At 64.2% G+C, this 24,888-nt stretch carries 21 protein-coding genes; 6 read left to right on the plus strand and 15 right to left on the minus strand.

The genetic code is table 11. The features are described 5' to 3' along the window. Positions 1–38: 38 nt before the first annotated feature. The 3 genes from EJV47_RS03825 to EJV47_RS03835 all read right to left on the minus strand — a co-directional run bounded on the left by EJV47_RS03825 (position 39) and on the right by EJV47_RS03835 (position 3,512). Positions 39–752 (minus strand): SDR family NAD(P)-dependent oxidoreductase, encoded by a 714-nt coding sequence (locus tag EJV47_RS03825; RefSeq protein WP_126691821.1) that lies wholly within the window; start codon positions 750–752, stop codon positions 39–41. Between the two features lie 144 nt (positions 753–896). Further along, the gene (locus EJV47_RS03830; RefSeq protein WP_126691822.1) at positions 897–1,598 is read right to left on the minus strand and encodes a hypothetical protein; all 702 of its coding nucleotides are present in this window, start codon (positions 1,596–1,598) and stop codon (positions 897–899) included. 393 nt (positions 1,599–1,991) lie between these two features. Continuing rightward, entirely contained in the window at positions 1,992–3,512 is a 1,521-nt protein-coding gene (locus EJV47_RS03835; RefSeq protein ID WP_126691823.1) for a hypothetical protein, read from the minus strand. 279 nt (positions 3,513–3,791) lie between these two features. On the opposite strand from EJV47_RS03835, the gene EJV47_RS03840 reads away from it, so the two are divergent. Further along, a complete protein-coding gene (locus tag EJV47_RS03840) occupies positions 3,792–7,238 on the plus strand; it encodes a pyruvate carboxylase (RefSeq protein ID WP_126691824.1) in 3,447 nt (1,148 codons plus the stop codon). Positions 7,239–7,344: 106 nt separating this feature from the next. After that, the gene (locus EJV47_RS03845; RefSeq protein ID WP_126691825.1) at positions 7,345–8,088 is read left to right on the plus strand and encodes a hypothetical protein; all 744 of its coding nucleotides are present in this window, start codon (positions 7,345–7,347) and stop codon (positions 8,086–8,088) included. Between the two features lie 61 nt (positions 8,089–8,149). Here the strand turns inward: EJV47_RS03845 and EJV47_RS03850 are convergent, their stop codons facing one another. Further along, positions 8,150–8,617 carry an META domain-containing protein gene (locus tag EJV47_RS03850; RefSeq protein WP_126691826.1) on the minus strand — a complete coding sequence of 156 codons (468 nt, stop codon included), beginning with the start codon at positions 8,615–8,617 and terminating at the stop codon, positions 8,150–8,152. A gap of 158 nt (positions 8,618–8,775) precedes the next feature. Here EJV47_RS03850 and EJV47_RS03855 point away from each other — a divergent pair, with 158 nt between their 5' ends. Then, positions 8,776–9,519: a hypothetical protein gene (locus EJV47_RS03855; RefSeq protein WP_126691827.1), complete on the plus strand. Its 744-nt coding sequence runs from the start codon at positions 8,776–8,778 to the stop codon at positions 9,517–9,519. Positions 9,520–9,591: 72 nt separating this feature from the next. Here EJV47_RS03855 and EJV47_RS03860 read toward each other — a convergent pair whose 3' ends face one another. Together EJV47_RS03860 and EJV47_RS03865 are read right to left on the minus strand one after the other, a co-directional pair. Then, on the minus strand, positions 9,592–9,939 hold the full coding sequence (locus EJV47_RS03860) for a hypothetical protein (protein WP_126691828.1): 348 nt from the start codon (positions 9,937–9,939) through the stop codon (positions 9,592–9,594). Between the two features lie 112 nt (positions 9,940–10,051). Next, entirely contained in the window at positions 10,052–10,864 is an 813-nt protein-coding gene (locus EJV47_RS03865; protein WP_126691829.1) for a transporter, read from the minus strand. A 182-nt stretch (positions 10,865–11,046) separates the two neighbouring features. Here EJV47_RS03865 and EJV47_RS03870 point away from each other — a divergent pair, with 182 nt between their 5' ends. Further along, the gene (locus EJV47_RS03870; protein ID WP_243650997.1) at positions 11,047–11,985 is read left to right on the plus strand and encodes a DUF3078 domain-containing protein; all 939 of its coding nucleotides are present in this window, start codon (positions 11,047–11,049) and stop codon (positions 11,983–11,985) included. Positions 11,986–12,106: 121 nt separating this feature from the next. Here EJV47_RS03870 and EJV47_RS03875 read toward each other — a convergent pair whose 3' ends face one another. After that, on the minus strand, positions 12,107–12,841 hold the full coding sequence (locus tag EJV47_RS03875; protein ID WP_126691830.1) for an SDR family NAD(P)-dependent oxidoreductase: 735 nt from the start codon (positions 12,839–12,841) through the stop codon (positions 12,107–12,109). A gap of 178 nt (positions 12,842–13,019) precedes the next feature. On the opposite strand from EJV47_RS03875, the gene EJV47_RS03880 reads away from it, so the two are divergent. Further along, positions 13,020–13,460 carry a winged helix-turn-helix transcriptional regulator gene (locus EJV47_RS03880; protein WP_126691831.1) on the plus strand — a complete coding sequence of 147 codons (441 nt, stop codon included), beginning with the start codon at positions 13,020–13,022 and terminating at the stop codon, positions 13,458–13,460. Positions 13,461–13,572: 112 nt separating this feature from the next. Here the strand turns inward: EJV47_RS03880 and EJV47_RS03885 are convergent, their stop codons facing one another. The 8 genes from EJV47_RS03885 to EJV47_RS03920 all read right to left on the minus strand — a co-directional run bounded on the left by EJV47_RS03885 (position 13,573) and on the right by EJV47_RS03920 (position 24,028). Next, positions 13,573–13,785, minus strand: coding sequence for a hypothetical protein (locus tag EJV47_RS03885; RefSeq protein WP_126691832.1), 213 nt, complete (start codon positions 13,783–13,785; stop codon positions 13,573–13,575). 200 nt (positions 13,786–13,985) lie between these two features. Then, the gene (locus EJV47_RS03890) at positions 13,986–14,837 is read right to left on the minus strand and encodes a hypothetical protein (protein ID WP_126691833.1); all 852 of its coding nucleotides are present in this window, start codon (positions 14,835–14,837) and stop codon (positions 13,986–13,988) included. Between the two features lie 274 nt (positions 14,838–15,111). After that, positions 15,112–18,273: an efflux RND transporter permease subunit gene (locus EJV47_RS03895; RefSeq protein ID WP_126691834.1), complete on the minus strand. Its 3,162-nt coding sequence runs from the start codon at positions 18,271–18,273 to the stop codon at positions 15,112–15,114. Between the two features lie 156 nt (positions 18,274–18,429). Beyond that, on the minus strand, positions 18,430–19,536 hold the full coding sequence (locus EJV47_RS03900) for an efflux RND transporter periplasmic adaptor subunit (protein ID WP_126691835.1): 1,107 nt from the start codon (positions 19,534–19,536) through the stop codon (positions 18,430–18,432). A 208-nt stretch (positions 19,537–19,744) separates the two neighbouring features. Beyond that, positions 19,745–21,049 carry a TolC family protein gene (locus EJV47_RS03905; protein ID WP_126691836.1) on the minus strand — a complete coding sequence of 435 codons (1,305 nt, stop codon included), beginning with the start codon at positions 21,047–21,049 and terminating at the stop codon, positions 19,745–19,747. 205 nt (positions 21,050–21,254) lie between these two features. Beyond that, positions 21,255–22,628 (minus strand): sensor histidine kinase, encoded by a 1,374-nt coding sequence (locus EJV47_RS03910; RefSeq protein WP_126691837.1) that lies wholly within the window; start codon positions 22,626–22,628, stop codon positions 21,255–21,257. Between the two features lie 135 nt (positions 22,629–22,763). Beyond that, on the minus strand, positions 22,764–23,444 hold the full coding sequence (locus EJV47_RS03915; protein WP_126691838.1) for a response regulator transcription factor: 681 nt from the start codon (positions 23,442–23,444) through the stop codon (positions 22,764–22,766). Positions 23,445–23,686: 242 nt separating this feature from the next. Then, a complete protein-coding gene (locus tag EJV47_RS03920) occupies positions 23,687–24,028 on the minus strand; it encodes a tetratricopeptide repeat protein (RefSeq protein ID WP_126691839.1) in 342 nt (113 codons plus the stop codon). Positions 24,029–24,101: 73 nt separating this feature from the next. On the opposite strand from EJV47_RS03920, the gene EJV47_RS03925 reads away from it, so the two are divergent. Beyond that, positions 24,102–24,842: an electron transfer flavoprotein subunit beta/FixA family protein gene (locus EJV47_RS03925; RefSeq protein ID WP_126691840.1), complete on the plus strand. Its 741-nt coding sequence runs from the start codon at positions 24,102–24,104 to the stop codon at positions 24,840–24,842. Positions 24,843–24,888: the final 46 nt, after the last annotated feature.

Below are 24,888 nucleotides of genomic sequence, written 5' to 3' on the forward strand. Positions count from 1 at the left end.
AATAACTCCTACCCTCACACCCTCCTACCCTCACACCCCTATTTCAAAGTAGAGTAGCCCCCGTCGACGCGGATAATCTGGCCGGTGATGAAGGAGGCGGCGTCGGAGAGGAGGAAGGCGGCGGTTTCGGCCAGGTCCTGGGGCTGGCCCACGCGCTGCAGCGGGTGGCGCTTGGCGCCGGCTTCCTGCTTGTCAGGCGTGTTGAGCAGCGCAGCGGCCAGGGGCGTATCCGTCAGGGTAGGGGCCAGGGCGTTGACGCGCACCCCATTGCCGGCGTACTCGGCAGCCAGGGAGCGGGTCAGGCCTTCGAGGGCCGCCTTGGCGGTGGCAATGCTGGCGTGGAAGGGCATGCCGTTGTAGGCTGCCACGGTGCTGAACAGTACCACCGAGGCGCCGCCGGCCTTTTTCAGCCGCTTGGCCGCGGCCTGCAGCACCTGCACCGCGCCTACCACGTTCAGCTCGAAATCCTGCCGGAACTGCTCGGGCGCCAGCCGCTCGAATGGCCGCAGCACGATGGAGCCCGGGCAGTACACCACGCCGTGCAGCAGCTCCGGCAGCGCCTCCAGGGCCGCTGCGTCGAACTGCGTCACGTCCAGCGGCAAGTGCGGAACGTTTAGCTCCGCCAGCTCGGCCGATTGGTGGCGTGAGGCGGTAATAAGCGTGGCGCCGGCGGCGTGCAGGCGCCGGGCCGTGGCCAGCCCGATGCCCGAAGAGGCCCCGACGATGAGAATGGTTTTACCGGTAAAGTCCATGGAAGCGGCAACAAATGGGTTGTCAGCCTCTACCGTTACCGGGGGCCGAAGGTTTTGCCTGCCTGGCTTTCGGGGCGCCGGAAATGTTGGTAAACCAGTAGGGCAGGCCTGCGGCCCGGACTTCGTCGGCGGCTGCCAGCTGGCTTAAAAGAACTTCGTGTAGAGGTTGTTATTGGGGCGCAGATAGAGCGTGCGGTTCGGAAAGTCCCACACCGCGTCGAACCGCTTGAGGAAGTTGTTGCCCCAGTACCCGGCTTTGTCAGCGGCGGCGTCCGTGCCTTCGGTCGACTGCGACAAGTCAATCGGCAGGCGGTAGAACGGCTGCTGCCCCACGTGCAGCGCCGTGGCTAGGACGATGGGGTTTTCGTAGGAGGAGCCGTCGGAGCCCTGCGAAACCGCCGAGCCGATCTTGGGCAGCTTGCTTACCAGCCCGTGCTGCCTGACGAAGGGGGCGGCCACGGTCAGCACGTTATCCGCGCCGGTATCAAGGCCAAACCAGCCGGGGTAGCGCTTGTTCCGGGCCGTTACGGCACAGCGAATGGTGGGGTAGTTATTGATAAAGCGCAGCTTGTGCCGGCTGTACCCGTTCAGGTCTACTTGCTGAACACCATCGTAAAAGCGCAGCTCTTTTTGCTGGTAGTTGATTTCGATGACGTAGCCCGCCATGAGGTCCGTGCCGAAAACGCCGTCAAACGCGGTATTTTCGTACGGAATAACAGTAAACGTCGCATCAGCCTTCGTCAGGCCGCCGAACGCAATCCGGTTGCCCGTGCTTTCGGCCACGGTGTTGCTCCCGTTCGAGCCCACGTTGAGGGACGTGCCGCGCCGCGTCAGCGTTTTCGCCACCGCGGAGGCCCCGTTGATAACCGAGCCATCGGCCCCGTGTCGAAGAGAAAGGTCAGGCTATCAGTCGCATTCACGGCGCAGCGCACGTAAATACAATTGTCTTTCAACGTGAAGGGTACAACCGCTCGGGGGGCGGATTGGGCGAAGAGCGGGCTACTGCTCAGGCTGAGCATAAACGCAGCCAGCAGCTTCCGGCTGACTACAACGCGAGGACAAAGCGGCATGGAACGGGGCAAGCAACAAGTAAACGGAAGGAGCAGCAGCGGGGCCGGCGGCACGGGTGCCGCCGTGGGGGAAGAGTACGAAGTAGTTCGTAGCCGCAATGATACGAAGTGTTTCGTAATATCAGCCGCAGATGATGCTTTTCTCTTGTTGATAATGCCCTTTTAGCCGCTATTCTACCCGCTCCCGGCTCAGGCGGAAGTTGCTGTCGACGTAGTAGGCGTAGCCGTCGGCGCCGAGACAGAGGTTGCTGAAGCTGCCAGCGGGCGTCGTGCGCAGCGGCCGGGGCGCACTCAGACGCACCAGCGAACCGGCGTCGGCGCGGCCGGTGGCCACGTAGAAGCTGTCCGGCCGCGCCGTCAGCACCCGAAACTGCTGCCCGGGCAGGCGCAGCACGCTCAGCGTGTACACCGAAGCGGTGAAGGCCTGCGCGTCCTGCTGGTAGGTGGGCTGGTAGTCGAACCGGTAGGTGCGGCCGCTGCCCAGGTCGTACACCTCGTTGGCGTAGTGGAAGTGAAACAGCTCGTCTTCGAGGTAGCCCAGGTTGTACTCGTACACCAGGCCGTGTTGCCGGAAAAACGGTGGCATTTGGTAGGGTACGAAACCGGCAAAGCGCGGGCGCGGCGCGGCCGGGCTTAGCAGCAGCGTGGCGTACACGGGGTTACGGCGCCCCAGTTTCTCCCCGCCCACCGGCAGCAGCAGCCGGCGGCCGCGCAGGCGGAAGGGGCCAGTCTGGTCGAGGTAATACTGGCGGCCCAACTCATCGGGCAGGGGCCAGGCGGCCCGCTGCTGGCCGTGCAGGTACTGCACCAGCAGAAACTTCGCGCCGATACCGATGTTCGGGCCCTTCTGCTCCGGGTAGGCAATGCTGTAGAGCACGTTCACCGTGTCGCCGCTGGTGGCCAGGCCCTCGGCCCGGATGGAGGGCTTATGCACCTTGGTTTCCATCAGCCGGATCAGGGGGCGGCGGGCGTGGTAGTCGGCAGTGTCGCCGAAGTACAGGCGGTAGGCCTCGGCCGTGGGCAGCACCCGGGCCGAGTACACCCGCGCCTGCCCGTCGGCCCGGCGCAGCGTTGTCGCCGCGCCGTAGTTGTAGTCGTACAGGGCGAAAAACTCCGGCGTCACGCTCAGATCCAGGTGGTTGGAGGTGCGCGGGTTCAGCGAATCCAGCCGCACCGGCGCCCAGCCCGTCCACGGCCGGGCAGCCGCCGGAAGCGGCGTGCCGGATGGGAGAGAAGGACCTGTTGCAGTGGCCGGCTTGGTACTACCCAGCCTGGCCGACGGCGCTGGAGCCGCCGGCAGCAGCCGCTGAATGGTCGGCAAATCCGCTTTTCTCAGGGGCGAGAAGTACAGCGTCTGGTTGCCCTGCCGCACGCCCACGCTGGATTCCAGCGGCTTTCCCTGGCTGAACACCTGGATCAGCGAATCCGACACCACGAAGGGCGTGCTGGCCGGCAAATCCAGCTGATCGGTGATGAAGCGCGGCGCGTAGCTGCGGTCCTTGGCCGGGAATACCAGCGTGACGGGCCGGGAGCGGAGCAGGCCGCCGGTCAGCTGGTGCACCTGCAGGTAGCAGTTGATACAGTCACCGGTATTGACGAGCAGGTAAGCCGTGGGGGCGGCGTCCTGGGCCCGGGCGGACAGGCCGAGCAGGGCCAGAGCGGTTGCGGTAAGGATGCGGCGGAAAAGCATAGCTAAGCGGGGCGGAGCAAGGCGAACGGATGAGCTTAGCGGCAATAATAAAAGCTAACCAACACGCCGCCAAATCCTTATTGCGCCCCCGAATTATGACCCTCCGCCGCCATTTTGCCGACGACTTCTAACCCGCTTTAGGTCAACCCGCCCTTGGTGGAGTAACATAAAAGAACGACGCAAATATATTAGGCATGCCGACTATTTGCCCGGCAGATGCAGCTCTTTTTGCGTAGCTTCACCGCAACCCCTGACTCCCCAACCCCACAATCACTCACCATGAACATCCGCAAGCTGCTCGTCGCCAACCGCGGTGAAATTGCGATTCGCGTGCTGCGCGCGGCCACCGAGCTGGGCATCCAGACGGTGGCCATGTACACCTACGAGGACCGCTACTCCCTGCACCGCTACAAGGCCGACGAAGCCTACCAGATCGGCCGCGACGAGGACCCTCTGAAGCCCTACCTCGACATCGAGGAAATCCTGCGGGTGGCCAAGCAGAACGGCGTCGACGCCATTCACCCCGGCTACGGCTTCCTGTCGGAAAACGCCACGTTTGCCCGGCGCTGCGGCGAGGAGGGCATCACCTTCGTGGGGCCCCGCCCGGAGGTGATGGAAGCCCTCGGCGATAAGGTGCGGGCCAAGGAAGTAGCCGTGCGCTGCCAGGTGCCCATCATCCAGAGCAGCGAAAAGGACCTGACCTCGTTTGAAGTAGCCAAGGCCGAAGCCCACAAGATCGGCTACCCGGTGATGCTGAAGGCGGCGGCCGGCGGCGGCGGGCGCGGCATGCGCGTCATCCGCGACGATGAGCAGCTGGAAAAAGGCTTCTTCGAGGCCCGCAACGAGGCCAAGAAGGCCTTTGGCGACGATACGGTGTTCCTGGAGAAGTTCGTGGAGCGGCCCAAGCACATCGAGGTGCAGCTGGTGGCCGACAACCACGGCAACATCATGCACCTCTACGAGCGGGACTGCTCGGTGCAGCGCCGCTACCAGAAAGTGGTGGAAGTGGCGCCCTCGCTGAATTTGCCCGACCACATGCGGCACCTGCTGTATGAGTATTCGCTGCGCCTGGGCCGGGCCGTGGGCTACAACAACGTGGGCACGGTCGAATTCCTGGTGAACCCCGCCGAGGACCGCATCTACTTCATCGAGGTAAACCCGCGCATCCAGGTGGAGCACACCGTGACGGAGATGATTACGGGCGTCGACCTGATCAAAACCCAGCTGCACATTGCCGATGGGCGGCATTTGTCGGACCCCGAAATCGGGCTGGGCGAGCAGAAGCCGCTGAAAATCGGCTACGCCATTCAGTGCCGCATCACCACCGAGGACCCCGAAAACGACTTCAAGCCCGACTACGGCACCATCGTGGCCTACCGCTCGGCCGGCGGCTTCGGCATCCGGCTGGACCAGGGCTCGGTGTACCAGGGCGTGAAAATTTCGCCCTTCTTCGACTCCTTGCTGGTGAAGGTATCGGCCCACGCGCCCACGCTGGAAGGGGCGGCCCAGAAGATGCAGCGGACCTTGGACGAATTCCGGGTACGCGGGGTGCGCACCAACATCCAGTTTCTGCAGAACATCATCCAGCACCCGGTGTTCGTGGCCGGGCAGGCCAACGTGGACTTCATCAAGGACCACCAGGAGCTGTTCAAGTTCAAGCTGCGCCTGGACCGCGGCACCCGCCTGCTGGAGTTCCTGGGCGACCTGATTGTGAACGGCAACCCCGACGTGAAGGGCCACGTGGACCCGAAGCGGGAGCTGCCCAAGCCCCAGCTGCCGCACTGCGAGCCGGGCCTGGCGGTACCCGCCGGCACCAAGCAGCGGCTGACCGAGCTGGGCCCCGACGGTTTTGCCGCCTGGCTGCGGGCCGAAAAGCCCATCCACTACACCGATACCACCTTCCGCGACGCCCACCAGAGCCTGCTGGCCACCCGCATGCGCACCTTCGACATGCTGAAGGTGGCCGACCGCTACGCCCGCCTGCACCCGCAAACCTTCTCCATGGAAGTGTGGGGCGGCGCCACCTTCGACGTAGCTCTGCGCTTCCTGCACGAAGACCCCTGGGACCGGCTGGCCAAGCTGCGCGAAGCCATTCCGAACATCCTCTTGCAAATGCTCATCCGCGGGGCCAACGGCGTGGGCTACAAGGCTTACCCGGATAACCTCACGGAGCGGTTCGTGCAGCAGGCCTGGGAAACCGGCGTCGACGTGTTCCGCATCTTCGATTCCCTGAACTGGATGCCGGGCATGGAGTCCTGCATAGCCTTCGTGCGCAACAAAACCCAGGGCCTGGCCGAAGCCGCCATCTGCTACACCGGCGACATCTTGGACACCCAGCGCAACAAGAAATACAACCTCGACTACTACCTGCGCCTGGCCAAGCAAATCGAAGACGCCGGCGCCCACATCCTCTGCATCAAGGACATGGCCGGGCTGCTGAAGCCCTACGCCGCCGCCGAGCTGGTGACGGCTCTGCGCGCCACCGTGAAGCTCCCGGTGCACCTGCACACCCACGATACCAGCAGCCTGCAGGCCGCTACCTACCTGAAAGCCGTGGAAGCCGGCGTCGACGTTATTGACGTGGCATTGGGCTCGTTGTCGGGCCTCACGTCGCAGCCGAACTTCAACGCGGTAGTGGAAATGCTGCGCGGCACCGAGCGGCACCAGGAATTCAACCAGCTGAGCCTGAACGAATTCTCGAACTACTTCGAGACGGTGCGCGACTATTACTACCCCTTCGAGTCGGGGCTGAAAGCGGGCACCTCGGAGGTGTTCCAGCACGAAATTCCGGGCGGGCAGTACTCCAACCTGCGCCCCCAGGCCGCCGCGCTGGGGTTGCTCGACAAGTTTGAGCTGATCAAGAAGACCTTCGCCGAGGTGAACCAGCTCTTCGGCGACATCGTGAAGGTGACGCCTTCCTCGAAAGTCGTGGGCGACATGGCCCTGTTCCTGGTGTCGAACAACCTCACGACCGAGGACGTCATGACCAAGGGCGACACCATCGACTTCCCCGAATCGGTGCGGGAGCTGTTCCGCGGCGACATCGGGCAGCCCGAGGGCGGCTGGCCCAAGAAGCTGCAGCGCATCATCCTCAAGGACGAAAAGCCCTTCAAGGACCGCCCCAACGAGCACCTCAAGCCCATCGACTTCGAGCAGGAGTGGAGCCGGTTCCAGGAGAAATTCGGGCCGGGGGCGCGCTTCACCGATCTGCTGTCGTGGCTGCTGTACCCGAAGGTGTTTGAGCAGTACTGGTCGCACCTGCAGCAGTACGGCGACGTGTCGGTGGTGCCCACGCGGGTGTTTTTCTACGGCCTGAAGCCGGGCGAGGAAACCATCATCGACATTGCCCGCGGCAAGAGCATCATCGTGCGCCTGCAGTCCATCGGGCAGGTCAACGACGACGGCTGCCGCACCATCTTCTTCACCCTGAACGGGCAGACGCGCAACCTGGAAATCCGCGACAAGTCGGTGGAAGTCAAGACGGTGTCGAACCCCAAGGTGGATAAGGGCAACACCCGGCAGATCGGGGCCCCGCTGCAGGGCCTGCTGTCGAAAGTGCTGGTGGCCGACGGGCAGAAGGTGAAGCGCAACACCCCGCTGTTCATCATCGAGGCCATGAAGATGGAAACCACCATCACCGCCCCGGCCGACGCGCTGGTGCAGACGGTAAACCTGAGCGAGGGGACGCTGGTCAACGCCGACGACCTGGTATTGACGCTGAATTAAGCTGGTGCCGGATACAACGACGAGCCGCGTCGGCGTTAAGTCGGCGCGGCCCGCGTATGTGCGGCGCTATTCGTATTTTGCGACGTATATCATTTCGTTGACTCCCATGACTAAGCGTTTCTCCCGTCCCTTGCGAGGCGCCCTACTAGCTGGCGCGTGCCTGCTGACCCTGCCCGCCCTGGCCCAGCAAACCAGCGCGCCGGCCCAGCAGCAGAACTTCAACAAGACCAACATTACCCCGGGCGAATTTCAGGCCTACAATACCTTCGACCACCGCTACGACGGACTCGTGGGCACGCCCTACCTGCAGAAAGGTTGGACGCCGGCCAAAGTGAAGCTGGCCGACAAGCGGGAGCTGGTGGGCGCCCCCGCCCGCTACGACGTGTACCGCCGGGTGCTGGTGGTGCAGCCCTACGCGGGTAAAAAAGATTCGGTGTGGCTCGACGTGACCCGCATGAGCGAGTTTACGCTGCTGCCCGCCGTGCCCGGCCAGCCCGAGCGCCTGTTCGTGCCCTTCGCCAGCGCCCCCGACGCGGAAAAAAAGGCCGCCTTCGTGGAAGTGCTTTACCAGGGCACCAGCGGCCACGCGCTGCTCAAGCTGCCCCGTAAAGTGATGGTGAAGGCAAACTATCAGGGCGGGTACGCCGCCGACCGCCGCTTCGACGAGCTGGTGGACCGCTCGGAGTACTACCTGCGCCGCCCCGACGGCTCGGCCGTGGAGGTGAAGCTTAGCCAGAAGTCCTTGGCCGGCGCCGCCCCCACGCTGGCAGCCCTGGGCCAAACCAAGCGCAACATCAAGACCGAGCAGGACGCCGTGGAGGCCCTGCGGGCCGCCGAAGCCGGTAAGTAAGCCGACCGGCGCAAAGCCAATCGGCCGCCGTACCCTGCTGGGTGCGGCGGCCGATTGGCTTTTATTGGGTGTATACGGCCACCAAGCGGGCCAGCGGAGCGGTGTCGGTCGGCGGGCCGGGGTACAGCCGCAGGGTGTCGCCGCTGATGCGGTAGTAGGCCGCGGCTTTCAAAGCCGTGAGGTAGCGGCCTTCCAGCTCCAGCGCGGGGCAGGCCATCTTGGTGGTCAGCAACGGGCCGAAGCGCAGCTGCTCGGGGGTGGGCTGCTCGAAGCTGCCCGAGAAACGGTTGCAGCCGGCGTTGCCGCGGGCCTGGGGCTGGTCGGAAGCCAGCAGCAAATCCAGCTCCCGGCTGTTTTCGGGCAGCGTAATGCGTTCGGTGCCGAGCTGCTGCAGCACCCAGCGGGTGTTGCGCAGCGGGGCCGGCGGCGTGTTGGGCGTGCCCGGGGCCGAAGGCGAGACGCCCGTTTGGCAGGCAGCCAGTAGCAGCGGAAGGAGCAATACCGGGCGAAAAACCACAGGAAAAGGCATGGCGAGTAGGGAAGCGGAAAATGATACTGATGGGTAAACGCAGCCCAGCGGGGCGGAGTTGAGGGCACGGCGGCAGCTAATCAGGCCCGCTGGCCGGTTTCTCGGCGTCGAGCCGCTTGCTTATCTTAGGGGCGGTTTCACTCAACTTTATCCGTGCTATGCGCAAACAGATTCTCCCGTTACTGCTGCTGTTGCTGCCCGCGCCGGCGGTGCTGGCCCAGGGCGTGCCCATCAACGAAGTACAGTCCCTGCACGGTGGGCAACCCGGCAACGGCCTGGCTTATAACACCAACCAATACCTGATGATGGCCAAGCCCATGGGGGCCATGATTGGGGTGAAAGGCTCGCCCTACGCCGATGCGCGCTGGCTACCGGCCCGCCTGGTTATGACCAACAACGCCCCGTTCGACCCGATGTCCTTGAAGTACGACGTGCTGAACGGGCGCATCCTGATGCGCGTCGACAGCCGTCCGCAGGATTCCCTGCAGCTCAACGACAACCTGCTGGCCCAGTTTGAGCTGGAAGAGCCGGCCACCCTGACCACTCCGGCCCGCAAGCGCGTGTTCCGCCGCTTCGTGGAAGCCTACGACCCCCAGCAACGCCACGAGTACGTGGAGGTGCTGCACCAGGGGCAATACACCCTGGTGAAGCGCTACGTGAAAACCCTGCGCGCCGGCTCCCGCACCGGCGTCGGCGACCCGGACAACCAGATTCTGAGCCACCAGGAGTACTACCTGATTCGGCCCAACGCCAGCGCAGTGCCCGTAAAGCTGAACGTGAAGTCCATCAGCACCGCCGCCCCCGATCTGGCCGAGCGCCTGAAAGCCGACGCTGCCGCCCAGAAAGCCCGCAAGGACGCCGACTGGACCACCGTGCTGGCCGCCGTCGACCCGCGCAAATAAGCTCCGCCAGCAGCAAGAAGGGCGCCCGGACCAGCTGGTCCGGGCGCCCTTCGCGTTGTTGAGCAGAAGAGTTTAGAAGCTGCCCGTCAGGGCGTTGGCGCGCAGGGCGCGGTTGCGGCCGGCCGGCGTCATCACCGGGGCGGTGGCCGGTTGCTTCTGCTCCAGCTCCTGCAGCTTGGCGCTCTGCACGTTGTAGCGCGTGACCAGCTGGTCGTAGGCCTGCAGCAGATTCTGCACCTGGGCTTTTAGCTCGCTTACCTCGGCGGCCTGGGCGTAGCGCGGGTCCATGGGCTCCGGGTCGCCGAAGCCGGTAACGGTCTGGTTGGGCCGCTCGGCGGGCACCGACTGGGCCCGGACGGCGGCGTGGCCGAGGAGCAGCAGGGCCAGCAGCAGCAGGAAGCGGAGTAGGGTTGTGGTCATGTTGGGGGTTGGATGAAGCGGCGTTTGAATGTGACAAAACTAGGTTGTCTGGATTCCGCCCACAATCACACGAAGATGTGAGCCGCTCACATCACCCCGCCCACGGCCCGGCCTAGTGGGGCAGCCGTACGCTCACCCCCCCGCTGATGGTAGTGCCGCGCTGCCCCGTAAGGCTCTGACCCGCACTGACATCCACGCGCAGGCCCGGCAGCGGCCGCCAGTTCAGGCCCAGCGTGCCGCCGTGGGTGAAGCCCTGCCGCCCGAAGCCGTACGCCTCGGTGAAGAAGCCAAACTTGCCGACCAGCGGCCCGTTCAGTGCCAGCGTGTACAGGAACTGCCCCTGCTTGGTATCGGCGGCGCGGAACCCGCTCTGCGTGAAGCCCAGGTTGGTTTCGACGCCGAAGCGCTGCCCGATCTGCTGCGACACCAGGGCGCGGGCCGAAGCCACGGGCTTGGCCAGGTGCATCGACTGGTCGCCGGTTTTGGGCAGGGTCAGCTCCGTGAGAAATACCACCTGCGAGCGGGCGTCCTGGTGGGTGGAGGCCAGCCACTTGGCGCCCACGGTCAGCGGGGCCAGGCCGGCCGGGGCGGGCGCGGCGGCGTCGGAGCCGAGCACGCGCGGGCCCAGGTGCTGGTAGCCCTGCGTCAGGCGCAGCTCCATGTGGTTGAAGAAGCCCACCCGCAGCAGGCCCGAGGACAGGGTGCGGGCCCCGCTGCCGAGCTGCCGCTGGGAGCCCAGCTCCACCTGAAACTGGCCGGGCCGCAGCATGCTGGTCGTCACGGTCTGGCCGGGGCGGTCGGGGCGGATGTTGCGCACGAAGGGCGCGTCCTCGTTGTAGGTCGGGTCGGTGACGGGGGACTGGGCCAAGGTGCGGCCGGTGGCAGCCGCAAACAGGGCGCCGGTCAGCAGGATGGTCGTACGCATATCCTTCCGACAGTTGGCAGCCCGTTGACGTTCATTAATTGACCGTCGGAAAGAATTAACTTAGAAATCAAGGCAACGAGCCGGATATTAATTGTTCTTTTCTAAGAAAATAGCACTTTGGCGTAACCTTTTCATTGCTCCCGGTTTCGCATACCGGCCAGTCTGCTTTTCCTTTGCACGGCATGAAACACTACTACCTTAGCCTGCTGATGTTGGCTGGCCTGGGCACCGCGCAGGCCCAGACGCCCGCCCCGGCCGTAGCCGCCGCGGCCCCGGCCGATACGGTGTCGCCCTGGAAGACCAAGTTCAAAGGTTCGCTCAACGTGAGTCAGGCACTGCTGTCGGACAACTGGAAGGGCGGGGGCGTGAGCTTCCTGGGGTTGAATGCGTTGCTCAACGCCCAGGCCAACTACCGCCGCGAGAAGCACAGCTGGGACAACCAGGCCGATTTGCTGTTCGCCTTTGCCAACAGCAAGGGCCAGGGCTACCGCAAAAACCTCGACCGCCTGTTTCTCGACACCAAGTACGGCTACAGCATCAGCGGCGACTGGGACATGTTTGCCTCGCTGAACCTGCTCACGCAGTTTGCGCCCGGCTACGAGTACGGCAAGGACGCCAACGGCAACGAGCAGGCCCGGCTGGTATCGTCGTGGTTTGCGCCGGCCTTTCTCACGGCGGCCTACGGCTTCGAGTACCACCCCACCACCTATTTTAAGGTGCGCCTGTCGCCCTTCGCGCCGCGCTTCACCTTCGTCAACCGGCCGGAGCGGTTTCTGACTTCCGTGGGGGCCGAGCCCTACGGCGTGCAGCCGCCGCGGGAGTTGCGCCGCGAGTGGCTGGCCGTGCAGGTATTGGCCGAGTTCGACAAGGAAATCATGCAGAACGTGAACCTGAAGGGCCGCTACCTGCTCTTTGCCAACTACCAGGAGCTGGCCTTTAAGAACATCGACCACCGCCTGGAGCTGGCCCTCACGGCCAAGGTCAACCGCTACATCAACGTGGCCCTGACCGGCATTGCCCTCTACGACCGGGACCAGGACGCGCGCATTCAGGGCAGCCAGACGCTGTCGTTGGGCTTCCTGTACACCTTCCAGAACTACGAGGATAAAAAACAACCGTAGCGGCCCGGGCCGGGCCGGCCGCCACGGTTGCGGCATTGCCCGTGCGTTCGGGGCCGCGCCAGCCGGCTGGTGCGGCCCCGTAGTCTTTGCGTACACGCGGAGCGCCCGCAAAGCCGCGGGCTCAGATAGACAGGCCGCCGTCCACGTTCAGGGTGGCGCCGGTGATGTAGCGGGCCGCGTCGCTGGCCAGGAAGGCTACCACTTCGCCCACTTCCTGCGCGGTGCCAAACCGCTCCAGCGGAATGAGTTGGCGCAGGTCCGTAGCCGCCGCCGTCATATCGGTTTCGATGAGGCCGGGCTGGAGAATGTTGACGGTGATGCGCCGCGGAGCCAGGTCGCGCGCCCAGGCCCGGGTATAAGCGGCCAGCGCGCCCTTGCTGGCCGCGTAGTCGCCGAGGCCGGGAAAGGGAGTACGAATATTGGCCAGCGAACCGATGGTGATGATGCGGCCCCCGGCCGACAGGTGCGGCAAGGCGGCCCGCACGGTCTGGGCCGTCCCCCAGGTATTGACCCGCCACAGCTGGGCCAGCGCTTCCTCGTCGGGGGCCGCCTCGTCGACGGGGCTGACCAGATTGATGCCGGCGTTGTTGACCAGGATATCGAGCCGGCCAAAGTGGCCGACAATCGTGCGCAGGGCCGCTTGCACCTGGGCGGGCTGGGCCGTGTCGGCTTGTAGCGCCAGGGCGCTGCCGCCCGCTCGCTCGATGTCCGTCACCAGCGCCTGCGCCTGCTCCGTGGCTTGCAAATACGTGAAGGCTACCCGGGCGCCCTCCGCCACCAACGCCCGCACGATGCCGGCCCCGATTCCCCGACTGCCGCCCGTCACCAGGGCGACTTTGTCCGCTAATCTTTTCATGAAGTTGCTGAGTGGCACCCTGACAAGCAGCGTGCCTTGATGATGGGGCAAACTTCCGACGGGGAGGCGGGGCCGGTCAAGAACGGAGAATTTATTCGGCTACCGATACTTTTCGCCCCTAGGGCGGTTTTAGTCCCCGTTCCCCGCGGGCATACCTTTGCCCTAACCAGCCACCCTGATGTATCAGAAAAAGATTGCCAACACGCTGAGTTGCGGCTCCGTGCTCACGAAAGAAGTGCTGCACGGCAAATGGAAATCCACGCTGCTCTTTGGCATTGCGCACGGCATTGTACGGCCCAGCGCCATGCAGCGCAGCATCCCGGGGGCTACCCGGCGCGTGCTCAACGTGCAGCTGGCGGAGATGGAGCACCACGGGCTGATCAGCAAAACCATCTTTCCCGAGCTGCCGCCCCGGGTAGAATACCAGCTTACCCAGCTGGGCGAGTCCCTGCTGCCGGTTATTGAGGTAATGGAGCAGTGGGGCAATGCTCACCGGGCAGAGCTGGAGCCGGTACTGGCGGTGAGTCTGGCAAAAGCCCCGGCCTGGCATAAGGGGCACCGGTACAAGCAGGGCCATTACCAGCAAGCAACCGCCGGAGCAGCCCGCAAGAGCGGCTGAGCAGTCTGAGCAGGCCGCCGGACGTTTCCTGAACCAGCCAGGGCTACGAAAAAAACCGCCGCAGCGGCAACCCCAGGCAGGGTTGCCGCTGCGGCGGCTGGCCGCGTTGGCCTTACTGCATCGAGTGCGTTTCCGTCTTGGTGGCGAAGCGGCGCAGGATGAACTCGGCATCGTCGGGAATGCCGGTGCGCAGGCGCGCCACGGCCGAGTCCTGCCAGTGCTGCAGCTGCTCGGGGTCGGTGCGGCGGTTGTGCAACCGGTCGGGGTGCTCATCCAGCCACTGCTTGACGAAGGTGCGGGCCTGCTGGTCGGTCATAGGGTCCATAATCGAGGGGGGGTGGGTTGCAGATAGGTATAATATACCACCGATTATGCGGGAAGTAAAGCGGTAGTTGCCTGAGCCGCAACGGTAAGTGGCTGCCTGTTGGCGCCGCGGCTGCCGTGGGGCGATGAAGCCAACAGGGCGGCCACCAGATCATCTGGTGGCCGCCCTTTCAGCGGCGGCTTAGGCGGTTGCCCGCGCCCTTAGCGGCGGGGCTGGTTGTCGAGGTCGGGCGTATCCGACCAGCGGCGGCCGCGGTCGGATTGCGGGCGGCGCGCCGAGCGGTCGGAGTCCTCGTCGTGGCGGCGGAAGGCGCTGTTGCGGCTGTTGGGGTCGTAGAGCGAGCTGCTGTAATCGTCGCCGTAGCCGTAATCGGAGCGGGCGCCGTCGCGGTTGCTGCCGTCGTAGCGGCGGCGGGGCTCGTTATGGTCCGCCTCGCGGCGGCCCTGGCGGCCGGAGTCATTGTCGTCGCGGCGCTCGGGGCGGCGGGTGAAATCGTCGCGGTAGTTTTCGTAGAAGCGGTCCGCCGGGCGGCGGTCCGAGGAGCTGCGGTCGAAGTCGCCGCGGGGCAGGTTGCGGGCGTCGTCGTAGCCGCGGCGGCGCGGGTTGTCGTAGTCGCGCTGGGTGTAGTTGCCGCGGCGCTGCTGCTCATCGCGGATGAAGCCGGAGGTAGCATTGGGCCGGAAGCCGGGCTCGTCGTCGGAGCGGCGGCGGTCGTCGTTGCCGCGGGCGTAGTCGGCGCCGCCGCTGCCCGGGCGGCCCGGGCCGTAGCCCCGGCCCCGTTCGGAGCCGCCGTAGTCGCCGTAGTTGCTGAAGCCGCGGCGACGGTCGTCGTCTTCCTGCTGGCGGCGGCGCTCATCGGCCGGGCCGCGGTGCGGCTGGTCCCAGGGACTGTCGAACTGGCGCCGCTCGTCGCGGTCCGGCTCGCGCCAGTTGCGGCGCGGCTCGTAGTTGTCGCCGAACCGGTCGTGGGGGCGGCGGTCATCGTGGCGGTTAGGCTGGTTGCGGTTCCGGTCGTCGTACTCGTCCGGGCGGCGGTTGGGGTGCTGATTCATGGGAAGCGAGCGGGTTTGGTTGTGGGTTTATGTACCGGCTCGGTGCGCCGGGGGTTGCCGCCGGGCCGGCTGTGGTCGACGCGGGCCACGGTACCGACGGCGCGCGGCGCGGGCAACAACAGCGGTAGTACGACTTTAGCCTCGCTGACCTCCGGTTGAGTTGTATTGCTACTTGCCCCGGCGCGGTTATCCGCCAATTGGGGTAAAACAGAAAACCCGCCGCGAAACGCGACGGGCTTTTCTCTCACCAAAACTTAAGAGGTTTTTTGCCGACTTACACGGCGGCCAGCTTCCCGTGCGTGGCCGGAGCCTGATCGGGTTGCGAACCGTATTTACTGTGTTCGGCGCGGTAGGCGCGCTCGAAAATCAAGGGGAAGATGAACAGGGTCAGCAGGGTGCCGGTGACGAGGCCGCCGATAACCACGATGGCCAGGGGCTTGGACGTCTCCGAGCCGATGCCGGTGCTCAGCGCGGCCGGGAGCAGGCCGATGGTGGCCATCAGGGCGGTCATTACCACGGGGCGCACCCGGGAGGTGACGCCTTCGTAGATGCTGCGGTCGAGGCTCATTTTCTGCAGCATGTTCTGCTTGAACACGGAGATGAGAATCACCCCGTTCTGAATGCAGATACCGAACAGTGCGATGAAGCCGATACCGGCGGAGATGCTGAAGTTGGTGTGCGTGAGCAGGAGGGAGGCCACGCCACCGATGATGGCGAAGGGCACGTTCAGCAGCACCAGCCCGGCGTCCTTGAGGCTGCCGAAAAGAATGAACAGGATGAAGAAAATCAGCCCGAGCGAGATGGGCACCACCTGCGTGAGGCGCTGGGTGGCGCGGCGCTGGTTCTCGAAGTCGCCGGTCCACTTCATGGTGTAGCCCTTGGGCAGGTGCACGGCTGCGGCCACCTTCTGCTGCGCCTCCTCGATGGTCGAGCCCATGTCGCGGCCCCGGATGCTGAACTTGACGGCGGCGAAGCGCTTGTTGTCGTCGCGGTAGATGAGCGAGGGGCCGGTAACGGGGCCGATGGTGGCTATTTCCGAAATCGGGATGGTCTTGCCGGCCTGCGTGGGCACCATCAGCTGGCTGATCTGGGCGGGCGTCTGGCGGTACTGCTCTTCGTAGCGGACGCGGATGGGGAATTTCCGCTCGCCCTCGTAGAGCTGGGTGGCCTGCTTGCCGCCCACGGCCATTTCCAGCACCGCGTTGGCGTCAGCTTTGTCCACGCCGTAGCTGGCCATCTTGTTCTCGTCCAGCTCCACGTGCAGTTCGGGCTGCCCGATGTTGCGCAGGGCGCCCAAATCGTCAATGCCCTTAATGCGCTTGAGCACGGCGTACACCTCGCGGCCTTTTTCCTCCATCAGCTTGAGGTCGGTGCCGTAGATTTTGACGGCAATGGAGCCTTTCACGCCCGAGGCGGCCTCCTCCACGTTGTCCATGATGGGCTGGGAGAAGTTGAAGTCCACGCCGGGGAAGCGGCCCAGCTTCGCTTTCATGTGCTCGATGAGCTGCTCGCGGTAGGCGGCCGATTTCATCTTGCTTTGCACCTCCTTGGTGTGCTTGATCTGCACCAGGAACTCGTTGTTGTAGAAGCCCGTCGGGTCGGTGCCGTCGTTGGGCCGGCCGGTCTGGCTCACCACGTCCGACACTTCGGGGAAGGAGAGGAACACCCGGCGCATCTCATTGCAGAGCTTGTTCGACTCGTCCAACCCGATGCTCAGCGGCAGCTGGGCCCGCACGTAGATGGAGCCCTCGTTCAGCTCCGGCAGAAACTCCGAGCCTAGGAACTTGAAGGCGCCCAGGCCGCCGGCCACCACGATGGTAGCAATGAGCAGGCTGACGGTTTTGCGGGCGTAGGTGAAGCGGAAGAAGCGCTGGGAGCCGCGGTTAATGGCCCGCACGAAGAAGTTGTCCTTCTCCACCACGTTCTTCTTGAGCAGTATGCTGGCCAGCACCGGCACCAAGGTCAAGGTGAAGATGAGGGCGCCGAGCAGGGCGAAGCCGAGCGTCCAGGCCAGGGGCGAGAACATCTTGCCCTCCACTTTTTCGAAGGAGAAAATGGGCAGCAGGGCGGTGATGATGATGGCCTTGGAGAAGAAGATGGCCTTGCCCATGTCGCGGCCGGTTTTCTTGATCAGGCCCAGCTTGGCCAGCTTGTTGAACCGCTCCATGCCCTTGCGGTGCGCCTCGTGGTCGAGGGCCACGAAGAGCCCTTCCACCATCACCACCGCCCCGTCGATGATGATACCGAAGTCGATGGCACCCATGCTCAGCAGGTTGGCCGACATGCCCTTGAGGCGCAGGCAGATAAAGGCGAAGAGCAGGGCCAGCGGGATAATCACCGACACGATGACGGTGGTACGCCAGTCGGCCATGAACAGGAACACGATAACTGTCACCAGCACAATGCCTTCGAGCAGGTTGTGAATGACCGTTTCGGTCGAGAAGTCGATGAGCTGCTGCCGGTCGTAGAAGGTCTTGATCTGCACGCCCGGGGGCAGAATCTTCTCGTTTAGCTCCTGCACCTTGTCCTGCAGGCGGGCAATGACTTCGGAGGGGTTTTCGCCCTTGCGCATCACCACGATGCCTTCCACCTTATCGTCCTCCAGCCCGCGGCCCACCTTGCCCAGCCGCGGCAGCGCCGATTCCTGCACGGCGGCCACGTTCTTGATCAGAATCGGGGCCCCGTTCACGTTCTTGATGACCGTGTTGTTGATGTCAGCTATGTTGTTCAGCAGCCCGATGCCGCGCACCACGAAGTTCTGCTGGCCCTCGTTGATGACGTCGCCGCCCACGTTGATGTTCGAGCGCTGCACGGCGTTGTACACGTCGAGCGGGGTGATGCCGAAGGTTTGCAGCTTGGTGGGGTCCACGCTGATTTCGTAGCTCTTCACCTCGCCGCCGAAGGAGTTAACGTCGGCCACGCCGGGCACGGCTTTCAGGTTGCGCTCAATCACCCAGTCCTGGATGGTTTTCAGCTCGCGCACCGTCTTGCCCTGGCCCTCGATGGTGTAGCGGTGGATTTCGCCGGTGGGGCCGTAGGGCGGCTGCACCTCCGGGTCGATGCCGTCGGGCAGGTCCACGTCGGCCAGCAGGTTGTTCACTTGCTGCCGGGCGAAGAAATCCTCCACGCCGTCGTCGAAAATCACCTTCACCACCGACAGGCCGAAGAGCGAAGTGCTGCGCACCGAGGTCTTCTTCTGCACCGGGTTCAGCGCAATTTCAATCGGCGCCGTCACGAACTTCTCAATCTCCTCGGCCGAGCGGCCGGGCCACTGGGTGATGATGGTAATTTCGGTGTTGGTGACGTCCGGAAACGCTTCGATGGGCGTGTTGCGGTAGCTCACCACCCCGGCCACGATGGCCACCGCCGTCATCAGAAAGACGAAGCCGCGGTTTTTAAGCGAAAAGGCAATGATGCCCTGGATGAACTTGTTCATTGGTAGGGTCTTGGGAGCTTAGGGGCTTGGGGTCTTGGTTGTCGTGCTGGCGGCCTAACGCGGCCTGCCTGATGGAGGCAGTAAGGGCACACCGGATGCTGGCAGACCATCGGAACGTCCACCAAGCTCCTAAGACCCTAAGCCCCCAAGACCCCACTAATCGTTCAGCTCGTCGTACACGAGCAGCTGATTCTTGGCGATGATGACGTCGCCCGCTTTCAGGCCCGAGGCCACGTAGCTCACGTCGCCCACGGTTTTGTCGATTTTTACCTCGCGGGTTTCCACGTTTTTCCGGTCGCGGTACACCATCACGTAGTTGCGGTCCTTGTCGAAAATCACCGACTCCGAGGGCACGGCCAGCATCCGGGCGTCCTCGGTGTTGAGCACGTTGATGCGGGCCAGCATTTCGGGCTTGAGCAGGTAACCGGGGTTGGCGAGGCGCACGCGCACTTTCATCACCTTGGCCTGCGGGTCGAGCACGTTGAACACCTTGTCGATGCGGCCCTGGAAGTGCTTGTCGGGGTAGGCCAGCGTGGTCACGTCGGCCTGGTAGCCCTCCTTCACCTTGGTAATGTCCGACTCAAACACGTTGGCCATAATCCACACGTCGTCGAGGTTCGACACGGTGAACAGGTTCTGCACGTTGTCGGCGTTGAACTGCATGTGGTCGGTCACGTTCTTCTCCGTGATAAAGCCCGAAATCGGGGCCCGCAGCGTGTAGGTGCCGTCGGCCGACACGCCGTACACGCTCAGCTGCTTGCGCGACTTGCCCACGTTGCTCTGGGCCTTTTGCAGCTCCTTGCGGGCCAGCGTCACCTCGCGCTCCGAAGCCAGGCCCGACTGGAACTGGTCTTCGGCCACTGCCAGGTTTTTGCGGGCAATGTCGAGGTCGGTGCCGGCCGTGGCGCTCTGGTTCTGCAAATCAGCAATTTCGCCCGAGCGGATAACGGCCAGCACCTGGCCCTTCTGCACATGGTCGCCCAGCTCCACGTTGAGCCGTTCCACCACGCCGCCCACCAGCGGAAACACCTGCACGGTTTTGTCGCCGTTCGAGGTAATCTGCCCCGACAGCGTCAGCTCGTCGCGCACCGGCTCGGCCCGGACGGTATCGAGGCGGATGTCCTTCATCATCGTGTCGGAGAGGGCGAAGGGCTGGGTGTCCTCGGCCGCGGGATTGGCGTCGGAATCGGTGCAGCTGCTGAGCAGGCCCGCGGCGGCCAGCGGCAGCAGCAGGGCGGAAAGGGGACGGGAAGCGCGGAGCATGGCGGTACTGGTGAGGGGCGCGGCGGGGCGCTGGCGGTTGAAAGACTGAGGAGTGTTTGGGGTTGGCGGAAGCAAGTGGCCCACACCAGGTCGTCATGTCGAGCTTGTCGAGACATCTCGTCGGATAGTAATTCCAATCATTGAGTTACTATCTGAAAGTGAGCACGCGAGATGCTTCGCTGCGCTCTGCATGACGTTCTTCGTTGTTCTACTGCGGCGTCAGCACCGGGCGGCCGACGGCGTAGTTGAGCTGCTCGTAGGCGCGGATGCGGTTGTTGCTGCGCTCATTGCGCTGGAGCAGGTTCTCCTTGTAGCTCTCGTAGAAGTCGAGAAACTCCACGATGGTGATGTTGCGCTGGGCGTAGCTGCGCTCGATGCCGTCGATGAGCTTGTCGAAGTCACTGGTGTTGCGGTCGGTGGTGGCCGACAGCTCTTCGGCCTGCCGGGCCAGCGTGTAGGCCTGAAACACGTCCTGACGCACCTGCAGCTGCTGCTGCGACAGCACCGCCCGGCTGCCTTCCACCTGCACCTTGGCCGTGCGGATGTTGCCCTGGTTGCGGTTGAAGATGGGCACGGCCACGCCCAGGGTCAGGGCGTTGTAGTTCTGGATGTAGTTGCCGGCGCGGTCGTACACGTAACCCACGGCCAGGTCGGGGGTGGCCAAGGCGTGCTGCAGGCGCAGGTTGGCCTGCTGCTGCTGCACTTCGGCCTGCCGGGCCTTCACGTCGGCGCGGTAGGTCTGGGCTGAGTCGGCTAGGGCGGTTTCGCCGGGCACCTGGCTCAGCGAAAGGGCCCGGATGGCCGCTACCGAGGCCTGGGGCACCAGGTAGGAGCTGGTTTCGTCGCGCAGCAGCACGTGCAGGTCGGCCTGATCCTGGGTTATGTCGCGCAGCAGGGTTTGCCGCTCGGTTTCCAGGTCGAAGAGGAAGGCCTTGAGGCGCACCACGTCCTTGAGCGCGATGTTGCCCTTCTGCAGCTGCTGCTCATACAGCCCGATGGTGCGGCGAAATTCGCCGATCTGTCGGTCGTACACCTTCAGGCTCTGCTGCTTGAAGTACAAATCGTAGAAGGTGGTGCGCAGCTGGTAGCGCAGCGTACGCAAGAGGTCCTGCAGGTTGTACTGCTCGGCCAGGGCGTTTTGCTGGGCCACGGCCGCGGCAGCCTTGCGGCGGCCGGCAATGGCGAAGAGCTGCTGCACCTGGATGATGGTGTTGCCCTGCTTGGTCACGTCGAAGTAGCGGCGCGTCTGCGGGTTGTAGGTATTCTGCTCCCAGCTGATGGTAGGGTTGTCCCAGAGCCGGGCCTGCAGAATCTGCGCCTCCGCGGCCGACACGTTGTAGCGCTGGGCCAGCACGGCGAAGTTGCCATCGACGAACTGCCGCTCGGCCTGCCCGAGGTCGAGGCGGACGGTATCGGCCGCGGCGGCCGGGCCAGGTGCGGCGGCGCGGGCGGCGGCGGCCGTCAGCAGCAGGCCGGCGGCCATGGAAAGAAGTTGGAGCGGGAAGCGGAACATTGTCGTCTGGTGAGTTGACAATGCAAGTGTACCGCGGGGGTATTAGGGGGGTATTAGAGGTGCATTAGAGACGGATTAGAACCGGAATATTTTCCTAAAAACCTTGTTTACTGCGTCAAAAATCAATTTCAGGCTTAGCACCCGGCGTACATATTTTCGTCCGCAACCGCTGGCTGCTCCCGCACACCTAACCTGGCCGGCCTGCTCAACTTGTTCGTTCAAACCGCACCTCGGCCGCCGTGCCGCCGCCCGGCCGCGGCCGCAGCTCCAGCTGCCCCCCGTGCCGCCCAATGATGTTGCGGGCCAGCGGCAGGCCCACGCCGTGCCCCACCACGTGGCGCGAGTTGTCGCCGCGGAAAAAGGGCTGAAACAGGCGGGCGTAGTCCTTGTCGGCAATGCCGATGCCGCGGTCGAGCACCTGCAGACGGAGCGTGTGCGGGGCCTGGTAGTCGAGGTGCAGCTCCACCGACAGTTCATCGGGCGAGTATTTCAGGGCGTTTTCCACCAGGTTGCTCACCGCCCGCAGCAGCAGGGACCGGCTGCCGCGCACCACCAGCTGCTCGGCGTCGTCGGGCAGCTGGCCGAGCTGCACCTGCACGCGGCGGCGCTGCTCGGCGGGCAGCCCGTCGCGCACTTCCCACACCAGCTCGTCGAGGCGCACTTCCTCGGTCTGGGGCAACTCCACCGTGTCGTTCTGGGCCAGCTCCAGCAGGTTGTTTACCAGCAGCCGGAACTGCTGCAGCTCGGCCAGCACCGAGCCCAGCGCCTCGCGGTAGGCGGGGGCGTCCCGCTCGCGGGCCAGCAGCACCTGCAGCTCGCCAATGGTGGCCGTGAGCGGGGTGCGCAGCTCGTGGGAGGCGTTGCGCACGAAGGTGCCCTGACCCTCAAACGAGTCTTCCAAGCGCTGCAGCATGCGGTTGAAGGTGCGGGCCAGGCGCGAAATTTCGTCGGGTTTCTCTTCCTGTCCCTCGTCGAGGCGCAGGTGCAGGTCGCGGGCGGTAATGCCTTCCACTTGGTCGTTGATGGCCGAAATCGGGCTCAGGGCCCGGCCCGCAAACAGGCGCCCGGCCCCGTAGGTCAGCAGCAGGCTGATGACGAACACGGCCACCAGCGAAAAGGTCATGTACTCGGTGCGGGCCTTGCCGGAGGCGTTTTCCGCCGCCGCCACGATGACAAACTCGCCCTGGTTGTCGCGGTAAAAAATGCCCACGGCCTGCCGCGGCCCCAGCGTGAAGAATACCTCCTTCTGGGCCACAATGCGCGCCAGCAGCTCGTCGGATACCTGCACCCGCTCGTCTTCCTCAATAAACCGGGGCTGCATCTTCGAGTCGTACACCTGCAGCACCTCGTTGGGCAGCGTCTGCATAAAGCGCCGCTGAAAGTCGCGAAAGGCGGCGGCGCGCATTTCGTCGCGCTCCAGAAAGATGTAGCCCGTCACGTCGGCCCGGTCGCGCAGCCGGTCGTTGAACTGCTCGTTGGTGTAGTCGGCGTGGATGAGCAGGGTGGCCGACAGCGCCCCCAGCAGAATCACGCCCACCAAGCCCACAAACAACAGCGTCAGACGGTTGCGGATGGTCATGGGCGGTGAGATGGTGATTGGTGAAATGGTGAGTTAATGTCCGGAAGGCGCGAACGGTACGCAAAGATTCGGGAAAGCATAACCATCCGGTTGTAGTAGAACTATGCTATTTCACCATTTCACCATTTCACCATTTCACCGCTCGTCCTCCCGCATCACGTAGCCCATGCCCACCACGGTGTGGATCAGCTTGGTGGGAAAGGGCTTGTCGACTTTGTTGCGCAGGTAGTTCACGTACACGTCGATGACGTTGGAGCCCGCGTCGAAGGAGTCTTCCCAGCTGTGCTCGGCTATTTCGGCCCGGCTGAGCACCCGGCCCTGGTTGCGCAGCAGCAGCTCCAGCAGGGTGAATTCGCGGGCGGTGAGCTTGAGGGGCTGCCCGGCGCGCGTGACGGTTTTGGCGGCCGTGTCGAGGGTGAGGTCGGCCAGGGTGAGGGTGGCCCCCTTCACCACGTGGCCGCGGCGGCGAGTGAGGGCCCGCACCCGGGCCAGCAGCTCCGGAAAGTCGAAGGGCTTCACCAGGTAGTCGTCGGCGCCGGCGTTGAAGCCTTCCAGCTTGTCGGTGGTGGTACCCAGGGCCGTGAGCATGAGCACGGGCACCTGCTGGTCGCGCTGCCGGATGAGCTTGAGCACCTCAAAACCGCTCATGCCGGGCAGAATCACGTCCAGGATAATCAAATCGAAGGTGTGGGCCAGGGCCAGCCGCGCGCCGAACGTGCCATCGTAGGCCACTTCCACGTCGAAGTGCTCCTCTTCCAGGCCCTTGCGGATAAAGGCCGATACCTTTGGTTCGTCCTCGACGAGCAACACTCTCATGGACACAGATTTGAATTCAACTCCAGCAAAACGTCATGCAGAGCGCCGCGAACCGAAGGTCGACGTAGTCGACCAGCTCGCCGGATAGCAATGCCACTCGCCGGATTGCTGGGTGCCATCCGCCTGCGACACGTCGCGCGGGCCTCGACACGATACGAACCGGTTTCAGGGCGCGGCCACCAGTAAGGTCAAGCCGCCGACACCCCGTCGGTTACCTTTTTGTTAGGCGTGCCGAATATTTTTTAGTCGTCCTCGTAGTCCAGGCCGAGCACGTTATTGAGGGCGCCCTGCAGCTCGGCGGCGGCGTGCATCTGCCCGGCTTTGCGGGCCACCGTGAGGCCCGTACGCAAGATGTTTTCGGCCTCATCGAGGTGGCCTTGCTCTTGCCGAAGCTTGCCGGCGTGGTAGTAAGTGCCCACGTAATCAGCGTGTTCCGTCAGGAGTTTCTGGTAGTAGCGCCAGGCCGTGTCCAGGTCGCCGGCCGAGCGGTACTCGGTGGCCAGGGCGTACACGGTAAAGGCGTCGTTGGGGTCTTCTTTATAAAAGGTGAGCAGTTGCTCAAGGCGGCTCGGGGAGGTTTCCATCGGCGGGATTTTCCAGTATCTTCGGCCCGAAATTAGGGCATTGCCCGCATCTTCTGACCCATAAGCAGATCTGATGAAGTTCCTCGTTTGCATCAGCAACGTCCCGGACACAACGACCAAAATCACGTTTACCCCGGATAATAAAGAATTCAACAAGGCGGGCGTGCAGTTCGTCATCAACCCCTGGGATGAGTATGCACTCACTCGCGCCATTGAGCTGAAAGAAGCCCAGGGCAGCGGGACGGTGACCGTGCTCAACGTGGGCGAAGCCGATACCGAACCCAACATCCGCAAGGCCCTGGCCATCGGCGCCGACGACGCCATCCGCGTCAACGCCGCCCCGAAGGACGCCTGGTTTGTGGCCCAGCAGATTGCCCACTACGCCAAGGAAGGCGGCTACGACGTCATCCTGATGGGCAAGGAAAGCATCGACTACAACGGCTTCCAGGTGCACGGCATGGTGGGCGAGCTGCTCGGCATCCCCACGGTGGCCCCGGCCATGAAGCTGGACATGAGCGGCAACACCGCCACGCTGGAGCGCGAAATCGAAGGCGGCAAGGAAATCGTGGAGGTGAATACGCCCTTCGTGGCCTCCTGCCAGCAGCCGATGTGCGAGCCCCGCATCCCGAACATGCGCGGCATCATGACGGCCCGCACCAAGCCGCTGAAAGTAGTGGAAGCCGTGGGCGAAGGCGCCGCCACCGCCGTGGCCGAGTACCAGCTGCCGCCCAAAAAGCAGGGCGTGAAGCTCATCGACGCCGCCAACGCCGGCGAGCTGATCAAGCTGCTGCGCAACGAAGCCAAAGTCATCTAAGAACCAATTAATAATTAATAATTAAGAATGAATAATTGACTTGACT

Source organism: Hymenobacter gummosus (genome assembly GCF_003970915.1).
Classification (GTDB): Bacteria; Bacteroidota; Bacteroidia; order Cytophagales; family Hymenobacteraceae; genus Solirubrum; species Solirubrum gummosum.